Source organism: Paraburkholderia sp. EB58 (assembly GCF_050436665.1).
Lineage (GTDB): Bacteria > Pseudomonadota > Gammaproteobacteria > Burkholderiales > Burkholderiaceae > Paraburkholderia.
This window is the reverse complement of record NZ_JBNDMQ010000007.1, coordinates 267,973-287,821: the sequence shown is the minus strand read 5'-3', so window position 1 is coordinate 287,821 and position 19,849 is coordinate 267,973. Positions and strand designations below refer to the sequence as shown.

19 protein-coding genes are annotated in these 19,849 nt (G+C 59.7%); 9 read left to right on the top strand and 10 right to left on the bottom strand.

All coding sequences use genetic code 11. The features are described 5' to 3' along the window. The first annotated feature begins 184 nt into the window (after positions 1–184). Positions 185–1,114 (top strand): helix-turn-helix domain-containing protein, encoded by a 930-nt coding sequence (locus P3T40_RS13370; RefSeq protein WP_429268174.1) that lies wholly within the window; start codon positions 185–187, stop codon positions 1,112–1,114. A 55-nt stretch (positions 1,115–1,169) separates the two neighbouring features. Here P3T40_RS13370 and P3T40_RS13365 read toward each other — a convergent pair whose 3' ends face one another. Next, positions 1,170–1,811: a response regulator transcription factor gene (locus P3T40_RS13365; RefSeq protein WP_429268173.1), complete on the bottom strand. Its 642-nt coding sequence runs from the start codon at positions 1,809–1,811 to the stop codon at positions 1,170–1,172. A gap of 498 nt (positions 1,812–2,309) precedes the next feature. Between P3T40_RS13365 and P3T40_RS13360 the strand changes: the two genes are divergently transcribed. Then, positions 2,310–3,230 carry a LysR family transcriptional regulator gene (locus tag P3T40_RS13360; RefSeq protein WP_429268172.1) on the top strand — a complete coding sequence of 307 codons (921 nt, stop codon included), beginning with the start codon at positions 2,310–2,312 and terminating at the stop codon, positions 3,228–3,230. A gap of 96 nt (positions 3,231–3,326) precedes the next feature. On the opposite strand, the gene tatA is transcribed toward P3T40_RS13360, so the two are convergent. The 5 genes from tatA to P3T40_RS13335 all read right to left on the bottom strand — a co-directional run bounded on the left by tatA (position 3,327) and on the right by P3T40_RS13335 (position 9,627). After that, positions 3,327–3,578, bottom strand: a complete 252-nt coding sequence (gene tatA / locus P3T40_RS13355; protein ID WP_429268171.1) for a Sec-independent protein translocase subunit TatA — start codon at positions 3,576–3,578, stop codon at positions 3,327–3,329. Positions 3,579–3,647: 69 nt separating this feature from the next. Continuing rightward, on the bottom strand, positions 3,648–4,949 hold the full coding sequence (locus tag P3T40_RS13350; RefSeq protein WP_429268170.1) for an Nramp family divalent metal transporter: 1,302 nt from the start codon (positions 4,947–4,949) through the stop codon (positions 3,648–3,650). A 145-nt stretch (positions 4,950–5,094) separates the two neighbouring features. After that, on the bottom strand, positions 5,095–6,351 hold the full coding sequence (locus P3T40_RS13345) for an oxalate decarboxylase family bicupin (RefSeq protein WP_429268169.1): 1,257 nt from the start codon (positions 6,349–6,351) through the stop codon (positions 5,095–5,097). A 559-nt stretch (positions 6,352–6,910) separates the two neighbouring features. Beyond that, entirely contained in the window at positions 6,911–8,479 is a 1,569-nt protein-coding gene (hpnH, locus tag P3T40_RS13340; protein WP_429268168.1) for an adenosyl-hopene transferase HpnH, read from the bottom strand. 296 nt (positions 8,480–8,775) lie between these two features. Further along, positions 8,776–9,627, bottom strand: a complete 852-nt coding sequence (locus P3T40_RS13335; protein ID WP_429268167.1) for a LysR substrate-binding domain-containing protein — start codon at positions 9,625–9,627, stop codon at positions 8,776–8,778. 125 nt (positions 9,628–9,752) lie between these two features. On the opposite strand from P3T40_RS13335, the gene P3T40_RS13330 reads away from it, so the two are divergent. Both P3T40_RS13330 and P3T40_RS13325 read left to right on the top strand, forming a co-directional pair. Further along, on the top strand, positions 9,753–10,457 hold the full coding sequence (locus P3T40_RS13330; protein ID WP_429268166.1) for a haloacid dehalogenase type II: 705 nt from the start codon (positions 9,753–9,755) through the stop codon (positions 10,455–10,457). Positions 10,458–10,475: 18 nt separating this feature from the next. After that, positions 10,476–11,264, top strand: coding sequence for an aldolase (locus P3T40_RS13325; protein WP_429268165.1), 789 nt, complete (start codon positions 10,476–10,478; stop codon positions 11,262–11,264). 111 nt (positions 11,265–11,375) lie between these two features. Here P3T40_RS13325 and P3T40_RS13320 read toward each other — a convergent pair whose 3' ends face one another. Both P3T40_RS13320 and P3T40_RS13315 read right to left on the bottom strand, forming a co-directional pair. Beyond that, positions 11,376–12,731 (bottom strand): hypothetical protein, encoded by a 1,356-nt coding sequence (locus tag P3T40_RS13320; RefSeq protein WP_429268164.1) that lies wholly within the window; start codon positions 12,729–12,731, stop codon positions 11,376–11,378. Between the two features lie 320 nt (positions 12,732–13,051). Beyond that, a complete protein-coding gene (locus P3T40_RS13315) occupies positions 13,052–13,570 on the bottom strand; it encodes a S8 family serine peptidase (RefSeq protein ID WP_429268163.1) in 519 nt (172 codons plus the stop codon). A gap of 94 nt (positions 13,571–13,664) precedes the next feature. Here P3T40_RS13315 and P3T40_RS13310 point away from each other — a divergent pair, with 94 nt between their 5' ends. Next, positions 13,665–13,946 carry a hypothetical protein gene (locus P3T40_RS13310; RefSeq protein WP_429268162.1) on the top strand — a complete coding sequence of 94 codons (282 nt, stop codon included), beginning with the start codon at positions 13,665–13,667 and terminating at the stop codon, positions 13,944–13,946. Positions 13,947–14,168: 222 nt separating this feature from the next. Here P3T40_RS13310 and P3T40_RS13305 read toward each other — a convergent pair whose 3' ends face one another. Both P3T40_RS13305 and P3T40_RS13300 read right to left on the bottom strand, forming a co-directional pair. After that, positions 14,169–14,315 carry a hypothetical protein gene (locus tag P3T40_RS13305; RefSeq protein WP_429268161.1) on the bottom strand — a complete coding sequence of 49 codons (147 nt, stop codon included), beginning with the start codon at positions 14,313–14,315 and terminating at the stop codon, positions 14,169–14,171. Between the two features lie 94 nt (positions 14,316–14,409). Further along, positions 14,410–15,198 (bottom strand): IclR family transcriptional regulator, encoded by a 789-nt coding sequence (locus P3T40_RS13300; RefSeq protein ID WP_429268160.1) that lies wholly within the window; start codon positions 15,196–15,198, stop codon positions 14,410–14,412. Positions 15,199–15,444: 246 nt separating this feature from the next. On the opposite strand from P3T40_RS13300, the gene P3T40_RS13295 reads away from it, so the two are divergent. The 4 genes from P3T40_RS13295 (at position 15,445) to P3T40_RS13280 (ending at position 19,845) form a co-directional block, all read left to right on the top strand. Beyond that, positions 15,445–16,509 carry an ABC transporter ATP-binding protein gene (locus P3T40_RS13295; protein WP_429268159.1) on the top strand — a complete coding sequence of 355 codons (1,065 nt, stop codon included), beginning with the start codon at positions 15,445–15,447 and terminating at the stop codon, positions 16,507–16,509. A 101-nt stretch (positions 16,510–16,610) separates the two neighbouring features. After that, the gene (locus tag P3T40_RS13290; protein WP_429268158.1) at positions 16,611–17,939 is read left to right on the top strand and encodes an ABC transporter substrate-binding protein; all 1,329 of its coding nucleotides are present in this window, start codon (positions 16,611–16,613) and stop codon (positions 17,937–17,939) included. A gap of 78 nt (positions 17,940–18,017) precedes the next feature. Then, positions 18,018–18,959: a carbohydrate ABC transporter permease gene (locus tag P3T40_RS13285; RefSeq protein ID WP_429268157.1), complete on the top strand. Its 942-nt coding sequence runs from the start codon at positions 18,018–18,020 to the stop codon at positions 18,957–18,959. 4 nt (positions 18,960–18,963) lie between these two features. Beyond that, entirely contained in the window at positions 18,964–19,845 is an 882-nt protein-coding gene (locus tag P3T40_RS13280) for a carbohydrate ABC transporter permease (RefSeq protein WP_429268156.1), read from the top strand. Positions 19,846–19,849: the final 4 nt, after the last annotated feature.

Below are 19,849 nucleotides of genomic sequence, written 5' to 3'. Positions count from 1 at the left end.
CATCGCGGCCCGCTGTTGGAAAGATGATTTCCAGCCAATAATCCAGCTCAACTGAAGCTGGAGGGGATCTACTAAATTTCCGGGGATTCAGATCATGGAGTGCTTTGAGGCAGTTCAGAGAAAAGGCGTAGAGCCTCTGGGCGTTTTGCAAGGCGTGCGCACAGCGAGAAATATCGGAATAGTTTTGCTCAGCGGTTTTGCGCTGCCGGAGGCAGCTGCGGTCGTGGAAGTATTCCAGTCTGCGAATGCGCTCACCGGCGCAAACGCATCCTTGAGCGGCCAGGCCCCTTACAAGGTTTGCCTTCTATCCACGGTCGGTGGCCGCGTCGATAGTTCGTCTTCCGTGTTTGTGTGGACCGAACGAGTCGAGGAGCGGCGTCATCTGGAAGGTTTCCACGCGCTATTTGTCAGCGGCGGAGGTGAGGTGCGCAATGCAGTACGCGATGAGCGCTTGACTGCCTGGCTGTGTCGCGAATGCCAGCGCAGCGAACTGGTCGTCCCGCTCGGCGAAGGGCGGTTGCTGCTCGACGCCGCGGGCTTCGGATGCGCGGGCGGTGCTCAGCGCTGGGGCCGTCGCGCTTCGGAAACCAGCTACCAATACGGTCCGCTTGACATGGGCGTCTCGATGGCTATCCCCAGTCCGTTGCAAAACGCACTGGCGCTGGTTGAAGAGGATTGCGGCCCTGAAATCGCGCGCCAGATTGCAGATCAGGTACTGCCCCGGCCGCAACAGGCGCGCTTTACGGCGACTATCCGTGAGAATGCGCCCACGTACGTGAGCGAAAAGATTCAGGCATCGGCCCGCTGGCTCGTGGCAAACGGCGACCGGCCCATCGCCATCGACGCAGCTGCACAGGTTGCAGCCATGAGCGAGCGCAACTTCCTGCGCCGCTTCAAGATGGAAATGGGCGTCACACCGTCCGAGTATCTGTCTTATGTACGGCTCGACATGTGTTGCCGCCTTCTTGTCGAAACCGATCTACCGGTTGACAAGATCGCGCGCCGTTGTGGGCTCGGGGGCGGTGGCTGGCTCTCGAAGCTCTTCCGCAAACATCTTGCGACAACACCAACCGAGTACCGCGCCAGCAGGCGCCTCATGAACAAGTCGGCATAATCGGGCTGCCGGTCATTAGTGAGGCGGAATCTCGGGGCTGAAAAATTCCCGAGGTTCAGGATTGCGAAAGACTCAACTGATAACCATAGCAATTCACCGTATTGATCTGGACGGCGGGCAGATGCGTTTTCAGTTTTGATCTCAATCGCCAGATCAGCGGACTCACGCTTGTGCAACTGAGGACGTCTTTCCCTGGCCACGCATAGCGAATGAGTTGCTCGTGGGCGACAGGTGCGTTCAGATCGCGCATCAGGCACTCGACAAGCAGGTACTCGGTTTTTGTCAGAGACAAGCGGTGATCGCCGCTCACCAGTTCGCGCTTGAGTGCATCAAGTTGAAGCGGCGTCGCGGCCGGTTGTCCGACTTCGCGATGTGCCAATGTGGCTCGACGCAGTGCTTGTAGGCGTTCGTGCATTTCAATGAACGACAGTGGTCGGGCAAAGCACGCGTCTGCGCCCGCGCGCAGCATCGCGCTGCGTTCCTGAGCGGTGGCGTTCGGCAAAATTACGATCAGGATCGCGCCACCCGCAATGGCAGCGAGCTGCGGCAGCGTTGCTTTCAAGTCAGCGTACAGGGCGGCGTCGTGGACCATCAGAATCGCCGCATCAAACGGCTCCCGCCTGGCTTGCGACACGCAGTCGGTCAGGTCATGCGAACGGCTCAGGCTGTGCGTGCTTTCATGCAGCGCCTTGTACAACCAGCTAGCCTCTGAATGTCGTGGAGACACGAAAAGTATACGCATAGTTTGAGTAGCCAACGATGAGCGTGTTCGACTCAGGCGAGCATGGCGACCAGCGAGTGGTGTAAATCAGAAGTTTTATCTCTGCAGGTTGCCGGTCTATTGCACCAACTGCCGGCTCTATTACAGATGTAACCCGTGCTTTCGGCCGATTTGGGTTGTAATGGCGTATCGGCACATGCGACTCTTCGCCGCAGCCGTACCGCAAAAGGCGTGTATGTCGGGCGCCGCGGGAGCGCGGCACCGAAGATGAAAATCTTGCCATGTTCAAGTCATACCGGTCGGCTCCGGTAGCGGTTTATTCTAAAGCCGCTTCATTGCGACCTGGTTCGCGGAAGCGCGGTCAGCAGCGTCGCCGATCCTGACCGTACTTGCGTGCCTCTGTTTGCGTCGTTTGCAGACGTGGGTCCGAATCGCCGGTTGTCCGGTAAAACTCTCAACCTTTTGCAGACCACTGTGAAGAATGCCACTTTGCGTCAACTCAAGACCTTCGAAACCGTCGCACGCCGCCTGAGTTTTTCCCGGGCGGCGGACGAGTTGAATCTGTCGCCACCAGCGGTCTCGACGCAGATCAAGCATCTCGAGGAGCATGCGGGCGTTGCCCTGTTCGAACAGCTCGGAAAGAAGATCTACCTCACACCCGCTGGGCAGGAGATGCTCCACCATAGCCGCGCCATCATTCACTGCTTCCGTGAAGCGGAAGAGACCTTGGCGAAAATGAAGAACCTCGCGGGAGGTAGCCTTAACGTCGGTGTAATCAGTACCGGGGGCTATTTTCTGCCGCGACTGCTGGCCGGATTTTCGAGCCGGAATGCAGCGGTCGAACTGAATTTGACGGTAGAAAATCGCGACGATGTGCTGGGTCGTCTCGAAGAAAACCGGCTCGACCTCGCCATCATGGTCGGCGCGCCAGCGGAAGCGAAATTTACCAGCACCCCATTTGCGCCGCACGCGTTCGTCATCGTCGCCTCGCCGTCGCATCCCAAGGTTGGCAAACAACGTATTGATCTTGCTGAACTCGGCAGTGAACGATTCATCGTGCGGGAAAGGGGTTCGGACACGTGGACTGCGATGCAGGAGTGCTTCGACGGTCGACTGGCATTGAATGATCCGCTGGAAATCCGCAATACCGAGGCCATCAAGCAAGCTGTAATCTCCGGAATGGGCATCAGTTTCCTTTCCGCGCACACGGTCATGCTGGAATTGCAAGCGGGGATGCTTGCGGTACTTGATGTCGTTGGTTTTCCGGCGATTCGAAAGTGGCATGTCGTCCATCGGGCGGACAAGCAACTGGCGCCTGTCGCGGAAGCCTTCAAGGCGTTTTTGCTCGAGGAAGGCGAGACACATGCCTGTGGACTGAGCACCGTCAGCCACTGATTTTCCCCCTTGACCGCTTCAATCGGAGTGTGACTCCCGCCGTTCTTCCGGCGGGAGGACGTCTTGCCGATACCTGGAAGTGCGTATCAAAGCTGTTCATCGTGCGTCTTGCGCGGTCACCGTCGCGGCAGTCGCGATCAGTTCGGCGTGCACCGGCAGTGCTGCTTGAGCAGCCGGAGTTGCAGCCGGCGATTGCGTCGCGCCAGGCGTTTCAGAATTCACCGCGTCTTTGAATCCGCGAATCGCCGAGCCGAGATCGCCGCCTACTGTGCGCAGCTTTTTGGTCCCGAAGACCAGCGACACGATCAACGCGACAATCAGCCAATGCCAGATGCTTATTGAGCCCATGATGTTTCCCCTTTGAAAAATTCTGCTTACCTGGTTAGAAAATAAGGTTCGCCTTCGACCGGTTCAACCTTAAAACATAGCCTGCCTGAGCAGGTCGAGATTCAGTGCAACGATCAGAATGGTGGCAAGCGTCGCCACGACAACCGTTGTCTTGCCGGCCGTAAATTTGCCCATGACGCTACGGCGCGACGAGAGCACGACGAGAGCGACCAGCGGGATCGGCAAAAAGAAGCTGAGTGCCACCTGGCTGATCACCATCGCATTGACCACGTTGAAATGCAGGCCAATCACAAAGGCGGGTGCCATGGTCATGAGCCGGCGCGTCCAGACAGGAATCTTGAAGTCGACGAAGCCTTGCATGATGACCTGACCGGCCATGGTTCCGACCACCGAACTCGACATGCCGGATGCCATCAGCGAGATCAGGAACACCGTAGCGGCCCCGACGCCAAGCAGGGGGATCAGCGAGTGATACGCAACGCTAATATCCGAGATGCCGTCTGCCGAGCGCGGGAATACGGCCGCTGCCATCATGACCATCGCAAGATTCACGAAGCCTGCAATGCCGAGGGCAATCAGGACTTCCCGGTTGGAAAACCACAGGAGCCGGCTGCGTTCCGCATCATTACGCGCAGGAGTACGGTTTTGCGTGAGCCCTGAATGAAGAAACAGGGTGTGCGGCATGATGGTCGCGCCGATAATCCCTACGGCAAGCGTGATCGCATTGCTTCCGTGCAAGCGCGGCACGATGCTGCCCATCAGCGTGGCGTGCCAGTCGGGAGGCGCAATGAACAGCTCGCACACGTAGCTCAATCCGATCACGGCGACGAGGGTCGCGATCACCAGTTCGAGCGGGCGAAAGCCTCCGCGGTCGAGCAGCAGGATCGCCATCGTTACCACGCCGGTGACAAGCAGGCCGCAGAGCAGGGGAACGTGAAACAGCAGCGAGATGCCTAGCGCGCCGCCCAGGAATTCGGCGATATCGGTGGCCATGGCAGCGATCTCCGAGCCATACCACATGCCCAATACGACAGGCCTCGGGAATTGTTCGCGGCACAACTCGGCCAGATTGCGGCCCGTCACGATGCCGAGTTTCGCGGACATGGCCTGGAACAGCATGGCGACTACGTTCGCGAGCACGACCACCCACAGCAACTCATAGCCGCAGGACGATCCGGCCTGAATGTTCGTCGCAAAGTTGCCCGGGTCCATATAACCGACCGAGGCGATCACGGCTGGGCCAACAAAAGGCAGAAAAGCACGTAAGCCTTTGCGGCGTCCCGTCAGTACATCGCGCACAGCGAGTTCAGTCTGCTGCGTCGCACCCGACATCGACGCGGCACCGGTTTGAAATAGTTTGAATGGAAACATCGAGTGACCCTGGACTCATCGAAATGGAGCGCGCCAGCTAACGAGGCGCGACGTCAATCGCATCCTCTTTCATGCTCGTCCTGTTTGCCCGCCCGGGACACATCATGTCCCGGGCGGCCACGGAGCAAACCGCTTGTCGAGTCGATTAAATCGGCAAGATGTCAGGACGATTGTTCGGGAAGCGCGCAAGGTCTGCCGGACTGATGTTCAGCGTGTCCTGGATCATCTGCGGCGGAGTGTGCGTCAGCCAGTCGGACAGCGAAACTTCCGCGAAGTGGTCGGCCTTGAAGACTTCGACCATGATCAGGTCGACGTCGCCGGTGTTCTCCACGTAGTGCCCGAGGCTCTTCTTCACGTAGCCAATGTCGCCTGCCTTGAAGTCGGCGGTTGCCGCTTTCGGGCCTGTGTCGAACACAGTCATGCGTCCCTGGCCCTGGATGTAGTACTGCCACTCGTCCGCGTTCGGATGCCAGTGCAATTCGCGGATACCGCCCGGCTTGACTGTGACCAGCGCAGCGGCGATGTTGGCCGACGCCTTGAAGTTACGGCTGTCGGCGATTTGCACCTTGCCGCCCTTGGTCTGTTTGATCGGCGGCAGGTCGCCAAGCGAGAAGATGAACGGGTTCTTGGGCGCGCCAAGCGGACTTGCCGATGCGCGTTGTGCGGCCGCCAGTGGACCGGGGTCGTTGCCCTGGAAGATCCACAGATTGTCGAGCGGGATATTCTTGAATACGTCGACCGGCACGTTGAAGTTCTTGGCGAGCACATCCGGCGGCGTGTGTGCAATCCAGTCCGTCACCAGCAGCGTGTTGAATTCGGAAGCGTGACCGTTGTCGAACGCCAGCACGAATTCTGCGCCACTCGGACCAAGGCCTTGCAACGAGTGCGGCAGGCCCGGAGGGAAATACCAGAGGTCGCCGGTTTTGACGTCGGCTACCTGCGCACGGCCTTGTTCGTCGAGGATCGTAATCCGGCACTTACCGTCCACCATGATGGCCCACTCGGCCTGCTGGTGCCAGTGCATTTCGCGGATGCCATTTGCGGAAAGGCGCATGTTTACGCCCGAAATGTCCTCCGAGATGGCAAAGTCATCCTGCGTCACTTCGCGGGCCCAGCCACCGTCCTGAAAGCGCTTGTGTGCGTTGTTGAACGACGCCCAGAACAACGGCATGCCGTTGACATCGGTCGCCGGCGGGTTCTGGAACGACGGGAACTGGTTAGCAATGGCCGGGTTCTGAGGGCCCGGGTCGGTCCGGCTCGTCAGGCTCTTTGCGTTGACTTCACCTTCGGGCGGCCGGTCCGGATTGCCGAACGAAGCTGCTTTGGCCGTGGCGGCCACCCCGAGCGCCGCAGCCGAAGCGGCTGCGCCCACCAACATTTTGCGTCGCGACAGGTCAGTCATGTTTCATTACCTTCCTAGTTTAAAAGTCTTAAAAACAAACCGCTAAAAATTCGGATTCCTATGCAAACAGGAATCGACACCGTTCTGGATTGAGCTAATCAGAAGCTGATTACCACGGTTGTGTCTGGATTGCGGTGGCTGGAGCAGAAGGCGTAGTGCCGATGTTGCCTTGGCAGGCCTGCTGGTTCGGATGCGGATCTATTCGAGCGGCGTCCTTGGAAGCAATATTAGTGAGGTACGGGGGGATATGACAGTCAAACTTTTGGAACGAAACGATAAGTCAAACCTTAAGGTTTCTGATTTTAAAGCGGGAGAAATAATGCAAGCGGGGAGGGGTGAAAACGTTGAAACCGGCGGATTAATATTACTTTAATTTCCGCTGCGGGTCACACGTTTAATGCGGTGTGTCTGCAGGTGCTGCCGCGGGACATGTCCGGAAGCGATTCCTGCCTGCGAGGGCGATACGACGAGTGTGGAGATGAGGTGGCATCTGTGAAGCCGGGCCAGCCGGGGCTTTTGCGCATGCCCCGGCTGGAATCCCGCGATGCTTGATTACCGCTTAGTCGCCGAGATATTCCGGTTCGATCTGGATGTTCGTTTCGCCGGCGGCTTTCTTTTCCCAGTATCGTTTGACCCAGTTTTCAAAGGTCTTGCCGGCGGCCGTATCCTTGCCGGTGAAGGCAATGGCGCCGATGTCCGCATACGGAATCACTTCCTTCGTCTGCTTGCCGGTCGGAATGATCCGGACAAAGCAGTCCTTGAAGGCCGCGCCGTATTGGCGGTCGTACAGATAGCCTGCGATGCTCGAGCCGTCCTTGCGGGTGATCGTGACGTCGCCGCGATAATCGAAGGCCTTTTCCATCGCCTCGCGAACTTCGGCTTCGGTCGTCAGTTCCGGAGTCCAGCCCTCAAGCTGCTCGTGCACGGTGCCCGCTGCCGTTTCCATCTGATCCGGGTTGACCGGAGCAACCGCTTGCACGGCTGCTGCTGCGGCATCAGCCTCCTGTTTGGCCTTGGCAGCATCAGAGCGCGGCGGCGTGGGGACGAACACCATCGGCACTTCATTCGACGTCTTCTTCCAGTCGGCGAGAAGCTCGTTTGCGCCCGGATCCTTATAGCTGTCGAACAGCATGGCCTTGACGGTCTGGAACAGGCCCTTGAACGAGCCGAACGTGTAGTTCACGCCGCTCGCTTCGTAGCCCGAGTGCACCATGCAGTTGGCGCACTTCGGGTTGCCGCTTTCCGTGCCGTACTCGGACCACTTCACGCTTTCCATCAGTTCATCGAAGCTGTCTGCGTAGCCGTCCTGAAGAAGGTAGCAGGGCTTTTGCCAACCGAAGATGCTATACGTGGGCATGCCCCACGGCGTGCAGGTGAGTTGCTTCTTGCCCATCAGGAATTCCATGAAGATGGGCGACGCGTTGAAGCGCCAGCTCTTCTTCCGGTTCGACAGGATCGCGCGGAACAGCTTCTTCGAACGTGCACGGCCGAGAAAGTGCTTCTGGTCCGGTGCCTTGTCGTACGTGTAGCCAGGCGAGACCATCATGCTTTCGACGCCCACTTCCATCATTTCGTCGAAGTGCAGGCGAACGCTGTTGGGATCGGCGCCGTCGAAAAGGGTCGTGTTGGTGGTGACGCGGAAACCTGCCGCGACCGCTGCACGCACGCCTTCCATGGCGATGTCGTAACCGCCTTCACGGCACACCGCGAAATCGTGATGCTCGCGCTGGCCGTCCACGTGAACCGAGAACGACAGATACTTGCTCGGCTTGAAGAGGTGCAGGTTCTTGGCGAGCAGCAGCGCGTTCGTGCACATGTACACGTATTTCTTGCGCGCGACGAGACCGGCGACGATCTCGGGCATCTGCGGATGCAGAAGCGGCTCGCCGCCCGGAATCGCGACCATCGGCGTTCCGCATTCCTCGACTGCCTTGAAGCATTGCTCGGGCGTGAGTTGCGACTTCAGGACGTGCGCCGGGTACTGAATCTTCCCGCAGCCCGCGCAAGCGAGGTTGCAACGCATGAGCGGCTCAAGCATGAGGACGAGCGGATAGCGGCTGCGCCGCATCAGCTTCTGCTTCAGGACATAGGTGGCGACCGTCCAGGCCTGCGAAATTGGCACTCCCATGCTGGCAATGCTCCTTAATAACTGTGTTGCGCCGCGGGCGGGGCCTGCGACTGTGTTCAATAGATCGTTTCGCGCGCCAACTGGACGCGATCGTGTGCTTAAAAGGGCCGATCACGTCCGCCCGATCAGGTGAAACCCGATCTGGCACCGGACGGGTTGTGGAGCCCGAATTCTCAAAATAATGCAATGATCGCACAAACCGGACATCCGAGTAGGAACGGCGCCTGTTTCGTCCCGGCGCCACGCCCCCGTGGCGGCGGGGGCGGAGCCCCTCCTGTGGCGCGAATCTGCGGCGCCTAAGCCTTGACTTCTGCCCGCAGAAATTCCACCAATGCCTGCTGAAGCGTATTGAGCACTCCGCCGGAGCTGACGAGCGCCAGTTCTGTGGGCGGCAAATCCGGCAAACCCGTGCATACCTGGTGCTCGGGAAGCACGGCCGTGGTGGGCAGCACAGAGATCCCCAGCCCCGACGAAACAGCGGCCTGAATACCGGTGAGACTGTGGCTCCCGAACGCGATGCGCCAGCGCCTGTGCGCCTTGTCGAGGCCGCGGATGGCCCGTTGCCGGTAGACGCATCCCTGAGGAAACAGCGCCAGCGGGATCGGTTCATCCATGGGATCGTGGGGCAATTCAGCATCCCCACCGCGGACCCACACCAGCGATTCCGGCCAGGCCGCGAGGCACTCGCCGCTGCCCGGTTCGCGCTTGATCAGTGCAATCTCGATCTCGCCGGCCGCCAGCTTGCGTTGCAGGTCAGCGCTCATGCCGGCGACGGTCTCCAGCCGCACGCCCGGCTTTGCCTTCACGAAGCCCGACAGCATCGCCGACATGCGCCGCGCGTCGAAATCCTCCGGTACGCCAATGCGAACCGGCGTCAGTTCCACCTCGCTCGCCAGCGCGTCCTGAGCTTCCTGCGCCAGCGCCAGCAGCCGACGCGCGTATTGCGCGAGCAGCTCGCCGTGCTCGGTCGCGCTCACCTGATTGCCGGTGCGGTCGCGTAGCAACAACGTCCGGCCGACCAGCGCTTCCAGCTTGCGCACCTGCTGGCTGACCGTCGACTGGGTTCGATGCACGCGCTCGCCCGCACGCGTGAAGCTGCCCTCGTCGACGACGCAAATCAGCGTGTTCAATAGTTCCAGGTCAAGCATGATCGGCTCGCTTCGTTATTTGAAATTCAACTGACGCATAGATTTTAATTTAATTTTCAAATATCTGCTGAGACGCTTAACCTGTCCGCATTCGAGCGTCATTCCATCATTCCTGGGAGCATTTCATGTCACTTCACAACACCCAACGTCCGGTCTGGCTGACTTTTGACTGTTATGGCACGCTGATCCAATGGGATGAGGGTCTTCAGGCGGCGGTCCGCGAAATCCTGCGCACGAAGGACGGCAACGAGGTTGCGCCGGCGAAACTGATCGAGGTCTACGACCGGCACGAACATGCGTTGGAGCAGACCGCGCCGCACCGGTCGTTCCGCCAGGTCGCCGGCGACGGACTGCGGCTCGCGCTCGCAGAACTGGGTTCGCGCAGCGACGAAGGCGACGCGGGCGTGCTGACGAGTCGCATCTCCGCGATGCCGCCGTTTGCCGAAGTGGTCGACACATTGAGGCAACTCAAGGGACTCGGCTATCGGCTGTGCATCGTGTCGAATACCGACGACGACATCATTGCGGGCAATGTTGCGCAACTCGGCGGCCAGATCGACCGCGTGATCACGGCTCAGCAGGCGGGGGCATATAAGCCGGCGCGACACCTGTTCGATTACGCTCACGAGCAACTCGGTGTGACGAAGGACGACGTGGTCCACATTTGCGCGAGCCCGCATCTCGACCACGCGGCGGCGCGCGATATTGGTTTTCGGTGCGTCTGGATCGATCGCGGTACGGGGCGCACCTTGCTGCGGGATTACACGCCCGATGCTACGCTAGCGACACTCGATCAGGTGCCGAGGCTGTTCGCTTCGCTCGGCTGGTAAATTTCAAGGGTAGACATCATGGCGCATACGCTGTTATCCGTGGGTTCGACGGCACCGTCACGCAACGTGCGGCTCGATTCCGACGCGGTCATGCAGGCCCGCATCGAACTGGCGGCATGTTTCCAGTTAGCGGCGCAGTACGGTTTCGAGGAAGGGGTCTGCAATCATTTCTCGGCGGTTGTGCCGGGGCACGACGATCTGTTCTTTGTGAATCCTTATGGTTATGCGTTCGCCGAGATAACGGCGTCACGGCTGCTGGTTTGCGATTTTGACGGACACGTTGTCGAGGGTGAAGGGAAGCCGGAGGCGACGGCGTTTTATATCCATGCGCGCTTGCATCGTGCAATGCCGCGCGTGCAGGCTGCGTTTCACACGCATATGCCGAATGCGACGGCGCTTTGCTTGCTGGAGGGGCCGCCGTTGTTGTGGCTCGGGCAGACGGCGTTGAAGTTCTATGGGCGCACCGCTGTCGATGAAGATTACGGCGGCCTGGCACTGGACGAGTCGGAAGGGGATCGCATCGCGGCGGCGATGGGGGAGGCGGACATCTTGTTCCTGAAGAACCATGGTGTGATGGTGGCAGGCGCCAGCATCGCAGAAGCCTGGGATGATCTCTATTACCTGGAGCGTGCTGCTGAGGTCCAGCTTAAAGCGATGAGCAGTAATCGGGTGCTCAAGCAGGTGCCACATGATGTGGCGCAGCGGACTTACGAGCAAATGCGGCTTGGTGACAAGGAAAGCGCTCGCGCGCATCTCGACAGTGCGATGCGGCAATTGCGGGGGCAGGGGATTGCGTTCGACAGGTAAGCCCTTCGCCGCGCCGCTTGGTGCCGGGCAGCGACCGTAACGCCAGCCGCCAGCCGCCAGCCGGTCATGCGGCATGCCAGAGCAATCCGCCAAAGGCCGGGGCGTGGCGATTCAGTTATCAGCACACCATGTGTGCAATGCCTCTCGCGCTTCATCAATGACCGGTCCCCACTCGCCTAGCTCGCGTTGACGGAACAGCCGCATGGTCGGATACCAGGGGCTATCGGTTCGATCTGTTAACCATCGCCACTGCGTATAGGCTGGTAGAAGAACCCACACCGGGAGGTTCGCCGCTCCTGCCAGATGCGCGACGGACGTGTCAACAGTGATGAGCAGGTCGAGGGTTTCGAGTATGGCGAGCGTATCGGCGAAGTCCTCGATAGTCGGACCGAGCGCGTGCCAATCAAATTCATCCGTGAGGGCTTCGCTGTCGCGCTCACCGTCTCCCTTTTGCAGCGAAAACCAGGTCGTACTCGGCGAGGCAAACAGGGGCTTTAGCGTGTCGAGGAGGATCGATCGGAACCGATCGAGCGCATGATAGGGGCCGCCAGCCCATACGATTCCAATCCTTCTGCGTTTTTTGTGTGCCAGTGCCGGGGAAATGGCATCTATGCAGGTCTGCCAGAAGTCCAGCCTTTCGGGCTCTGCTGCGAGGTACGGCATAGCGATGGGCAGCATTGGCGGGTCCAGCCCCATATGTTCTGGCATCCGTAGCATGTGGCTCCAGTAGTCGTAGGGTCCGGGCGGCAACTCTATAAACACCGACCGTACGCCGTGCATCCTGGCGGCAATCCTCGCAACGGGCCGGCTGACAAACACGTCAACGATTGCGCCTCGCTGGTGCAGCCATTCAGCAAACCGGATGAAATGGATTTCGTCGCCGCGTCCCTGTTCGCCGACAAGCAGAAACGTTCGTCCTGAAATCCGCTCGCCATTCCATACGGGAAAGTCCGGAAAAACCAACGAGTTTAGTTGTACCGGCAACGTGTAGAACAGATTGTGCCGCGTCCAGCCTTGGCTGAATTCACCATTGCTTAGTTCAAGGCACCCAAGCTGATAATGCGTCACCGCGTCATCCGGCGAAAGCCGTGCCGCTTCCCTGCTGTGAATCATTGCTTCTACGTTATAGCCGCGTAGGCTCAGTGCATGTGCGGCGTACAAGTGGAGCACGGCGCGTTGAGGATCAATGCGGAGTCCCTGACGGGCAACACTCAGCATCTCTGCAAATCGGTCAATTTTGTACAGTGCGAGGCATAGGGCTTTCAATGCTTCGACGTCGGCGGCGTGCCGCATTCTGATCCCTCTGACCGTTTCGTCAAGCAGCGCAGTGTGCCCGGCCTTAGCCAGTGCACCGACCAGGTCGAGCTCATCTTGGAGGTTGGATGGATCAAGAGGCCAAGCGGCTTGACGAGCGCTTGAGGTGCTTACGTTGGTTGCTTCAGGATCGGTGAATGGAGTGTCTGACATTTCGAACTCACGTGCTTATGTCGCTTGCGCGAGAAGTTACGCCTCCGTGCGCCATAGTGGCAACGCAGGGGCGTGTTTCCCATGCAACCAGCTTATTGTGTGTAGGTGGCGAGGATGGTTGCGCCAGTGAGAGCCGTGTTAGGGTCCACGGTGCCGTAGTAGGTCCCGGCTGTCGGGTTCGAGATGGTGCACGAGTGTCGCCGTCGCATCGAGAATGCCCGAGCCCAGAGGCTGATCCGGCCGTTTAGGGAACGGCTGCGCGTGCTGCGTGATTAGTGTACGCATTTCGGCAGCACTCAAAGGCGTCGGTGCCACCGACGTCACAAGCGCGACGCGTTCAACACGCGCGCAGAGATGATTTTTGCGGACGGGGCAATGCCCGCAATTCCGATGCCGTTGTTCGTCGCGGCGGCCATGACGCCCGCAACATGAGTGCCGTGATACGTGATTGGGCACTTTCCATTTCCAATACCCGGGTTCGAGCCATCCGTCGGACCAAGAAAGGTAAAGTCATAACCGTATGGAAGAATACTCGCGTTGAGGTCACTATGGCTTGTTACGCCGTTATCGACCAGACCGATAGTGACGCCCGCGCCCGTCGCGATGTTCCACGCATTGGGCGCGCGAATCCCTACATTGGACTGACCGGGGTCCAGGTTTGAGAAAAGCCCCCATTGCAGGCTATAGAGCGGATCATTGGGAGCCGAGCTAGCGGATATAGGGACATCCGGTTCAACGTACTCCACGTCAGGATCGGAAGCGACAGCGCGCATGAATGCCTTGGCTTCCTTGGCGTTCAGTTTGCGCTCTGTCGTGACCACATCGGAGCCGATGCCCATGCGGCGCAGGTGGCGCCTGGATGGGAATGCGCTCGCCAGTTTGTCAAGCCTCGGCTGGAGCGCCGATGTTGCGCCTCGTTCAGGAGTGCCGGTTTTGTATTTGACGATAAAGCGGTCCGTCTGCGTATCGGTCGCAATGCTGCTCGCGTTCATCTTTAGCGAGGTTGCGAGCGAAACGCTGGTAGAACTCGCGGCGCTTGCAGCCGCCGCCACCTCAGCCATGCCTTGCGTCGTTGGTATTGCCCCGGAGGTCGGCGCACTGCCGCCGCCGCATGCAGCTAGCGCAACCGAAAGCGCGACGCCGACTGCGCTCGGAACGATTCGGCGCGTAAATAACTTTGACCAGCTCGCACGTGCCTCGCTGATCGTATGTTGAAAGCCGGGCTTCTCGATTTTCAGTCTCTTCTTTTCCATCTTCTTATTACCCCTCTTTCTGTTGTGCCGGGTCGTTCAAACGAACGGCAATACGTGCGAGTGCGCGTAACCGTTCGTAATGAAAGACTAGCCGCTTAGAAAAGGGGGAACTAGCAGACGCCGCTGCTTTGCGCGAGAGACGAATTACCCGCCACGTCAGGAAAGGCGGCGCATTACCCGTGATTTACAGCAGCGCGCGAAGCCCGATCACACCGCCAGGTGCGTCCACGTCCACCGGCGCGCCAGGTTCAACCTGCGAATCGTTCATGTTATCGCGGTCCCAGATCAGGCGAGCCGGACGGGTGCTCTTGATGCAGATAGAGACTTGCATGATGCGAATCTCCTGTGGATGTTTGAGGCCAACGCCCCAAGCAAACAATCAAACCCGTCGATGAGACAGAACACATCAACCATCACCTTCAGCATTATGTCGCCGAATCCCAGTAAACATTAAACCCCATCAACGAAGTAAGCGTCTGCGCCGCCCGCTTCATCATCTCGCCAACCTCGCTCATCGAAGGAACAGGCGCATTATCAATCCGCTCAATATAAGGCGTTGTCAGCGCCGCAATAGCATGCCCATCCCGCCCAAACACCGGATAAGCCAGATTCTTGACCCCCTTGACCTGCCGGCTCGACATGCGTGCATTACCATGCTTGCGAATCTGCGCCAGATCCTTCGCCAACTGCTCGGTATCAACAGCCTGCTCGCCCTCAACCGGCACATGAAGCTCAAGCATTTCATCCCGTTGCGGCTCTTCCTGAAACGCGAGCAGCACCTGCCCCGACGCGGTATCGGTCAGCCCAATCAACGTCCCCACCTTCAACGCGAACCCCCAACGCTCAGGACTCTCAACACCCGCGACGATCAACACGCGCCCCTTCTGATACACGCAAAGATGAAACGACTGCCCAGCCTGCTTGGCGAGTTGCGTCATCAGCGGCAGCGCGGTTGACACCAATGACCGCACCGGTTGATGCCGATGCGCCAACTGGAACAGCAGCAGCGACAGCACATAGCGGTCGCCCGCGGCCAGCAGATAGCCGCGCGTTTCCAGCGTGACCACCATGCGGAAGATTTCCGCCGTGGTGCGTCCCAGCTCCTTGGCGAGCTCCGCGAGCGATAACCCCTCCGGGTGATCCGCCAGCCGTTCGATGATGTCGAGGCCCTTTTCCAGTGCCGGCGCCGAGTAGCGCGTCGCGTTGTCGTTCAAATCTCCTCCCGCAAGACCAACTGGCGCCTGGTCAAATGGCGCACATGATACCCAAACGGATTGTAGGGCCGCGTCACGCTGACAGAGCGTTTCTGCAGCCCATTTCCTGGGCGGGGAAAACACCTAGTAAATTTTATCAATGAAATATGTTTTCATACCTAAAATTTTAAGTAGCATAGGACGAAGACGCCAGGGCTCGCCGGACGGCAGGCCTCAGGCGGCGGAATAACCTGGAGGAGAGGGTGGATGGCAGCCGTTGCATTCGAGCAGGTGCGCAAGTCGTTCGGCGCCGTTCAGGTCCTCAAGCAGATTGACCTGGCGGTGCCTGACGGCGAGTTTCTGGTGCTGGTGGGCCCCAGCGGCTGTGGCAAGTCCACCTTGCTGCGCGCCCTGGCCGGGCTCGAGGGCGTCACGCACGGGCGCATCCTGATCGACGGCCGGATCGTCAACGCGCTGCCCCCGCGCGAGCGCGACGTTGCAATGGTGTTCCAGAACTACGCGCTTTATCCGCACATGACCGTGCTCGAGAACCTGACCTTCGCGCTCAAACTGCGTAACCACGACGCGGGGGAAATTGCCTCGCGTGCGCAAAAGGCGGCCACGTTGCTCGGATTGCAGGAGTTGCTGGACAGGCATCCCCGCCATTTGTCCGGCGGCCAGCGGCAGCGCGTGGCAATGGGCCGCGCGATCGTACGCGACCCGAAGGTTTTCCTGTTCGACGAACCGCTGTCGAATCTCGATGCGCGGCTGCGCGTACAGATGCGCGCGGAGATCAAGGCATTGCACCAGCGTTTGCGCGCCACCACGGTTTATGTGACGCACGACCAGATCGAGGCGATGACGATGGCGGACCGCATTGTCGTGCTCAACGGCGGTGTGATCGAACAGATCGGCGCGCCGCTCGCGCTCTACGACGATCCGGACAATCTCTTCGTGGCGGGTTTTATCGGCTCGCCGGCGATGAATTTCTTCAAAGGCGTGTACGAGCAGCAAGGCAGCGGCGCGTGTGTGCGCGTCAGCGAGCTTGCGCTACCGGTACCGGCTGTCAATGCCACGCACGGCCAGGAGGTCGTATACGGCGTGCGTCCTGAGCATCTGCAACTCGCCGGCGAGGACGGCATGCCGTTCGCGCTCGACGTGGTCGAGCCGACCGGCGCGGCAACCGAGCTGTTCGGTACGGTCGCGGGCCAACCCTGTTGCGTGATGCTCAACGGCCGTACCGACCTGCGCGCCGGCAACCCCGTTGCACTGCGTGCAGACCTCAGCAAGGTGCTTGTTTTCGATCGCGCCAGCGGGCGGCGCCTGCGTTGAACCCAAAACTGTGAGCCGTCCCGCCGCGGGGCTCGCATGACGCATTAGCCGCCGGCAAGCCGTGCGGCTTCACGGCGGAACCTATAAAAGAGGAGACAGTGATGCGCTATCCAACCATGGCAACCATGTTACGGCTCGCCGCTTCGGTGCTCGCGCTCGCGGGCATCGTGGCATCGGGCGTTGCCCACGCCGACAACGAATACAAAGGGTATACGCTGCGCGTCAAGCTGATAGGCGGTGTGCAGTACGAAGCACTTTATACGCGGATTCCGCTGTGGGAACAGCAGACCGGCGCGAAGGTCGAGATCATCTCACGCAAGAGCCACTTCGAACTGGATCGCGAGTTGAAGCAGGACATCGCCTCGGGCCACATCGACTATTGCGTGTCGTCCAATCACACGAATTTTTCGGCCCAGTACCCGATTTTCCGCGATCTGAAGGGATTGTTCCCGGCGAACTATCTGGCCGCGTTCTCGCCGAGCCTGCTGAAGGCGTCGGAGATCAACGGGCACTTGGTGCAGATTCCGCGCTCGGTGGATATCGAAGCGCTCTACTACGACAAGACCGCCTATGACGATCCGGCTAACCAGGCCGCCTATAGCAAGCAGTTCGGCGAGACGCTCGCGCCTCCCAAGAACTATGCGGAGTTCACCCAGCAGGCGAAGTTCTTTACCAAGGCGCCGAACTTCTACGGCACGCAGTTTCCGGGTAAGGATGAAGCCATCACGGGCACGTTTTATTCACTGCTGATCGCGAATGGCGGCCAGCTGCTGGATGCTAAAAACCGTCCGGCATTCAATTCGCCGATTGGGGTCAAGACGCTCAACTGGTTTGTAGACCTATACAAGGCGGGCGCGGTGCCCAAGGGCGTACCCAGCTACGTCTGGGACGATCTCGGCAATAACTTCGCCGCGGGCAAGGTGGCGCTCGATCTCGACTGGCCGGGCTTTGCTTCGTTCTATAACGATCCGAAGACCTCCAAACTGGCGGGCAACGTTGGCGTAGTGCCGGCGCCGCTCGGTGCGGGCAACAAGCGGCCGGGTTGGTCGGGTTCGCATAGCTTCTCGATTACGAAGACTTGCGACCGGCCGGAGGTGGCCGCGAGCTTTATCGAATTCCTCACCAGTCACGATTCGCAGATGGTGGAGGCTCGCCTAGGCACTATCCCCTCGCGCACCGATGCGCAGCAGGCCGTTGTGAAGGAGTTCCAGGACAAACACGATGCCTTTATGGCAAACGCAATCAATGTGTTTAGCACGGCAGCACGCCAGGACGCTTTCACCCCGCCGCGCATCCAGCAATGGGACGAAATCTCGAATGCACTGTGGCCTGAGCTGCAAAAGGCATTGATTGGCGACAAGTCGTCCCAACAGGCGCTTGACGATGCGGCGAAGAAAGTCTCCGACATCATGCAGGACGCTTCCGACTAGTGACGCACCCCGGCGCGCACGGCGCACGCAGCGCCGTGCGTGCCGTGCGGGCCGATCCGCTTTCCGCTCCACGACACCATGCGATCTAACATCCGCGATTCCTCTGCCGTACCCGCCCTTGTGCCGGTTTCGCACGAGGGCGTCGCATTGCCGTTCAAGCTGTTGCTGCCCGCGTTTTTCTCGGTAGCGATCGTCGTCGTGCTGCCGCTGCTGTTTTCGCTTTACACGAGCTTTACGTCGTACCGGCTGATCGAGCCTGACACGATCTGGCATTTCATCGGCCTGCGCAACTATCTCCGTGCGTTCGCCAACGAGGACTTCTGGGCCGCGTTTGGCCGCACGGTGCTATTCCTGACGATCGCCTTGAATCTGGAACTGGTGCTGGGCCTCGGCATCGCGCTGTTGCTCAACGAGGTCACCAAGGGCCAGCGGATTCTGCGCACCATCATGATGTTCCCGATGATGTTCTCGCCGGTCCTGGTCGGCTTTCAGTTCAAGTTCATGCTCAACGACAGTACCGGCGTGATCAACCATCTGCTGCAAACGCTATTCGGCCTGAAGAGCACGATCCCGTTTCTGGTCAATGCGAACTCCGCGCTCGCCTCGCTGATCGCGGCCGAGGTCTGGAACTCGACCCCTGTATTCGCGGTGATTCTGCTCGCGGGCTTAATGGCGTTGCCGAAAGACCCGATCGAAGCCTCCAAGGTCGACGGTTGCACGCCGCTGCAAACCTTCCGCTACGTGACGCTGCCTTACCTGATGCCGTTCGTCTACATCGCGATGACGATCCGTTCTCTCGACGTCGGCCGAGCTTATGACATCGTGCGCATCATGACGAACGGTGGTCCCGGCGGGCGCACTGAATTGCTGTGGACGATGGTGGGCCGCATCGCCTACGACGATTCGCATATGGGCTACGCGAACGCGATCGGCTATGTATCCGTGCTGGTTTCGGTGCTCTTCACGCTGTACTTCTTCCGCAAGCTCAACGCGGCGCGCAAACATATGGGGCCGGCCTGACATCATGAGTACGACGCTCGAATCCACTCCCGGTTTTTCCTCTTTCAGGGCGCCGCTGCGACGGGCCGCGCTATGGTTCGCGGTCTTCATCGTAATGGCGGTCATCTGCCTGCCTGGCCTGTGGGTCGTGCTAAACGCATTCCGCTCGAATGTGGCGATTCTGTCGAACCAGCCGATCTCCGATGCCAGCAGCTATACGCTCGACAATTTCCGTAACATGTTCGGCTTCGGCGCGATGGCGTCGCTGCCGATTCGTCAGTACTTCGTGAACTCTGTGGTGATCTCGTTGGCAAGCACCTTCGCCGCCATCGTGGTTGGCGTGCTGGGCGGTTATGCGTTTGCGCGCTTCGAATTCCGCCACAAGAAGACACTGTTCGTCGTCCTGATGCTCACGCGCGCGATTCCCGGCATCGCACTGTCGCTGCCTATCTTCATGCTGTGGGCGTGGACCGGTCTGCTTGACACGCGCATCGGCGTGATCATCGTCTACCTCGCGATGAACGTGCCGTTCACGGTGTGGCTGATCGACGGCTTCTTTCGTGAGGTCCCCGCAGAACTCGCTGAGGCCGCGCAGATAGACGGCTGCACCCGCTGGCAGGCGTTCTGGCAGATCGAGCTGCCGCTGGCCCGCTCAGGCGTGGCATCGGCCGCGATTTTCGCTTTCCTGACGAGCTGGAACGAATTCGCGCTGGCGTCCCAGTTGTGCCGTAGTCCCGATACCAAAACGTTGCCGGTCGGCCTGATGGACTTTACCGCGCAGTTCACGGTGGACTGGGCCGGCATGTGTGCGATGGCGGTCATCATCATCATTCCGGCCATCGTGCTGACCTTCATTGTTCAGAAGCACCTGATTGCAGGCCTTACGCTTGGCGGCGTCAAAGGATAGAACC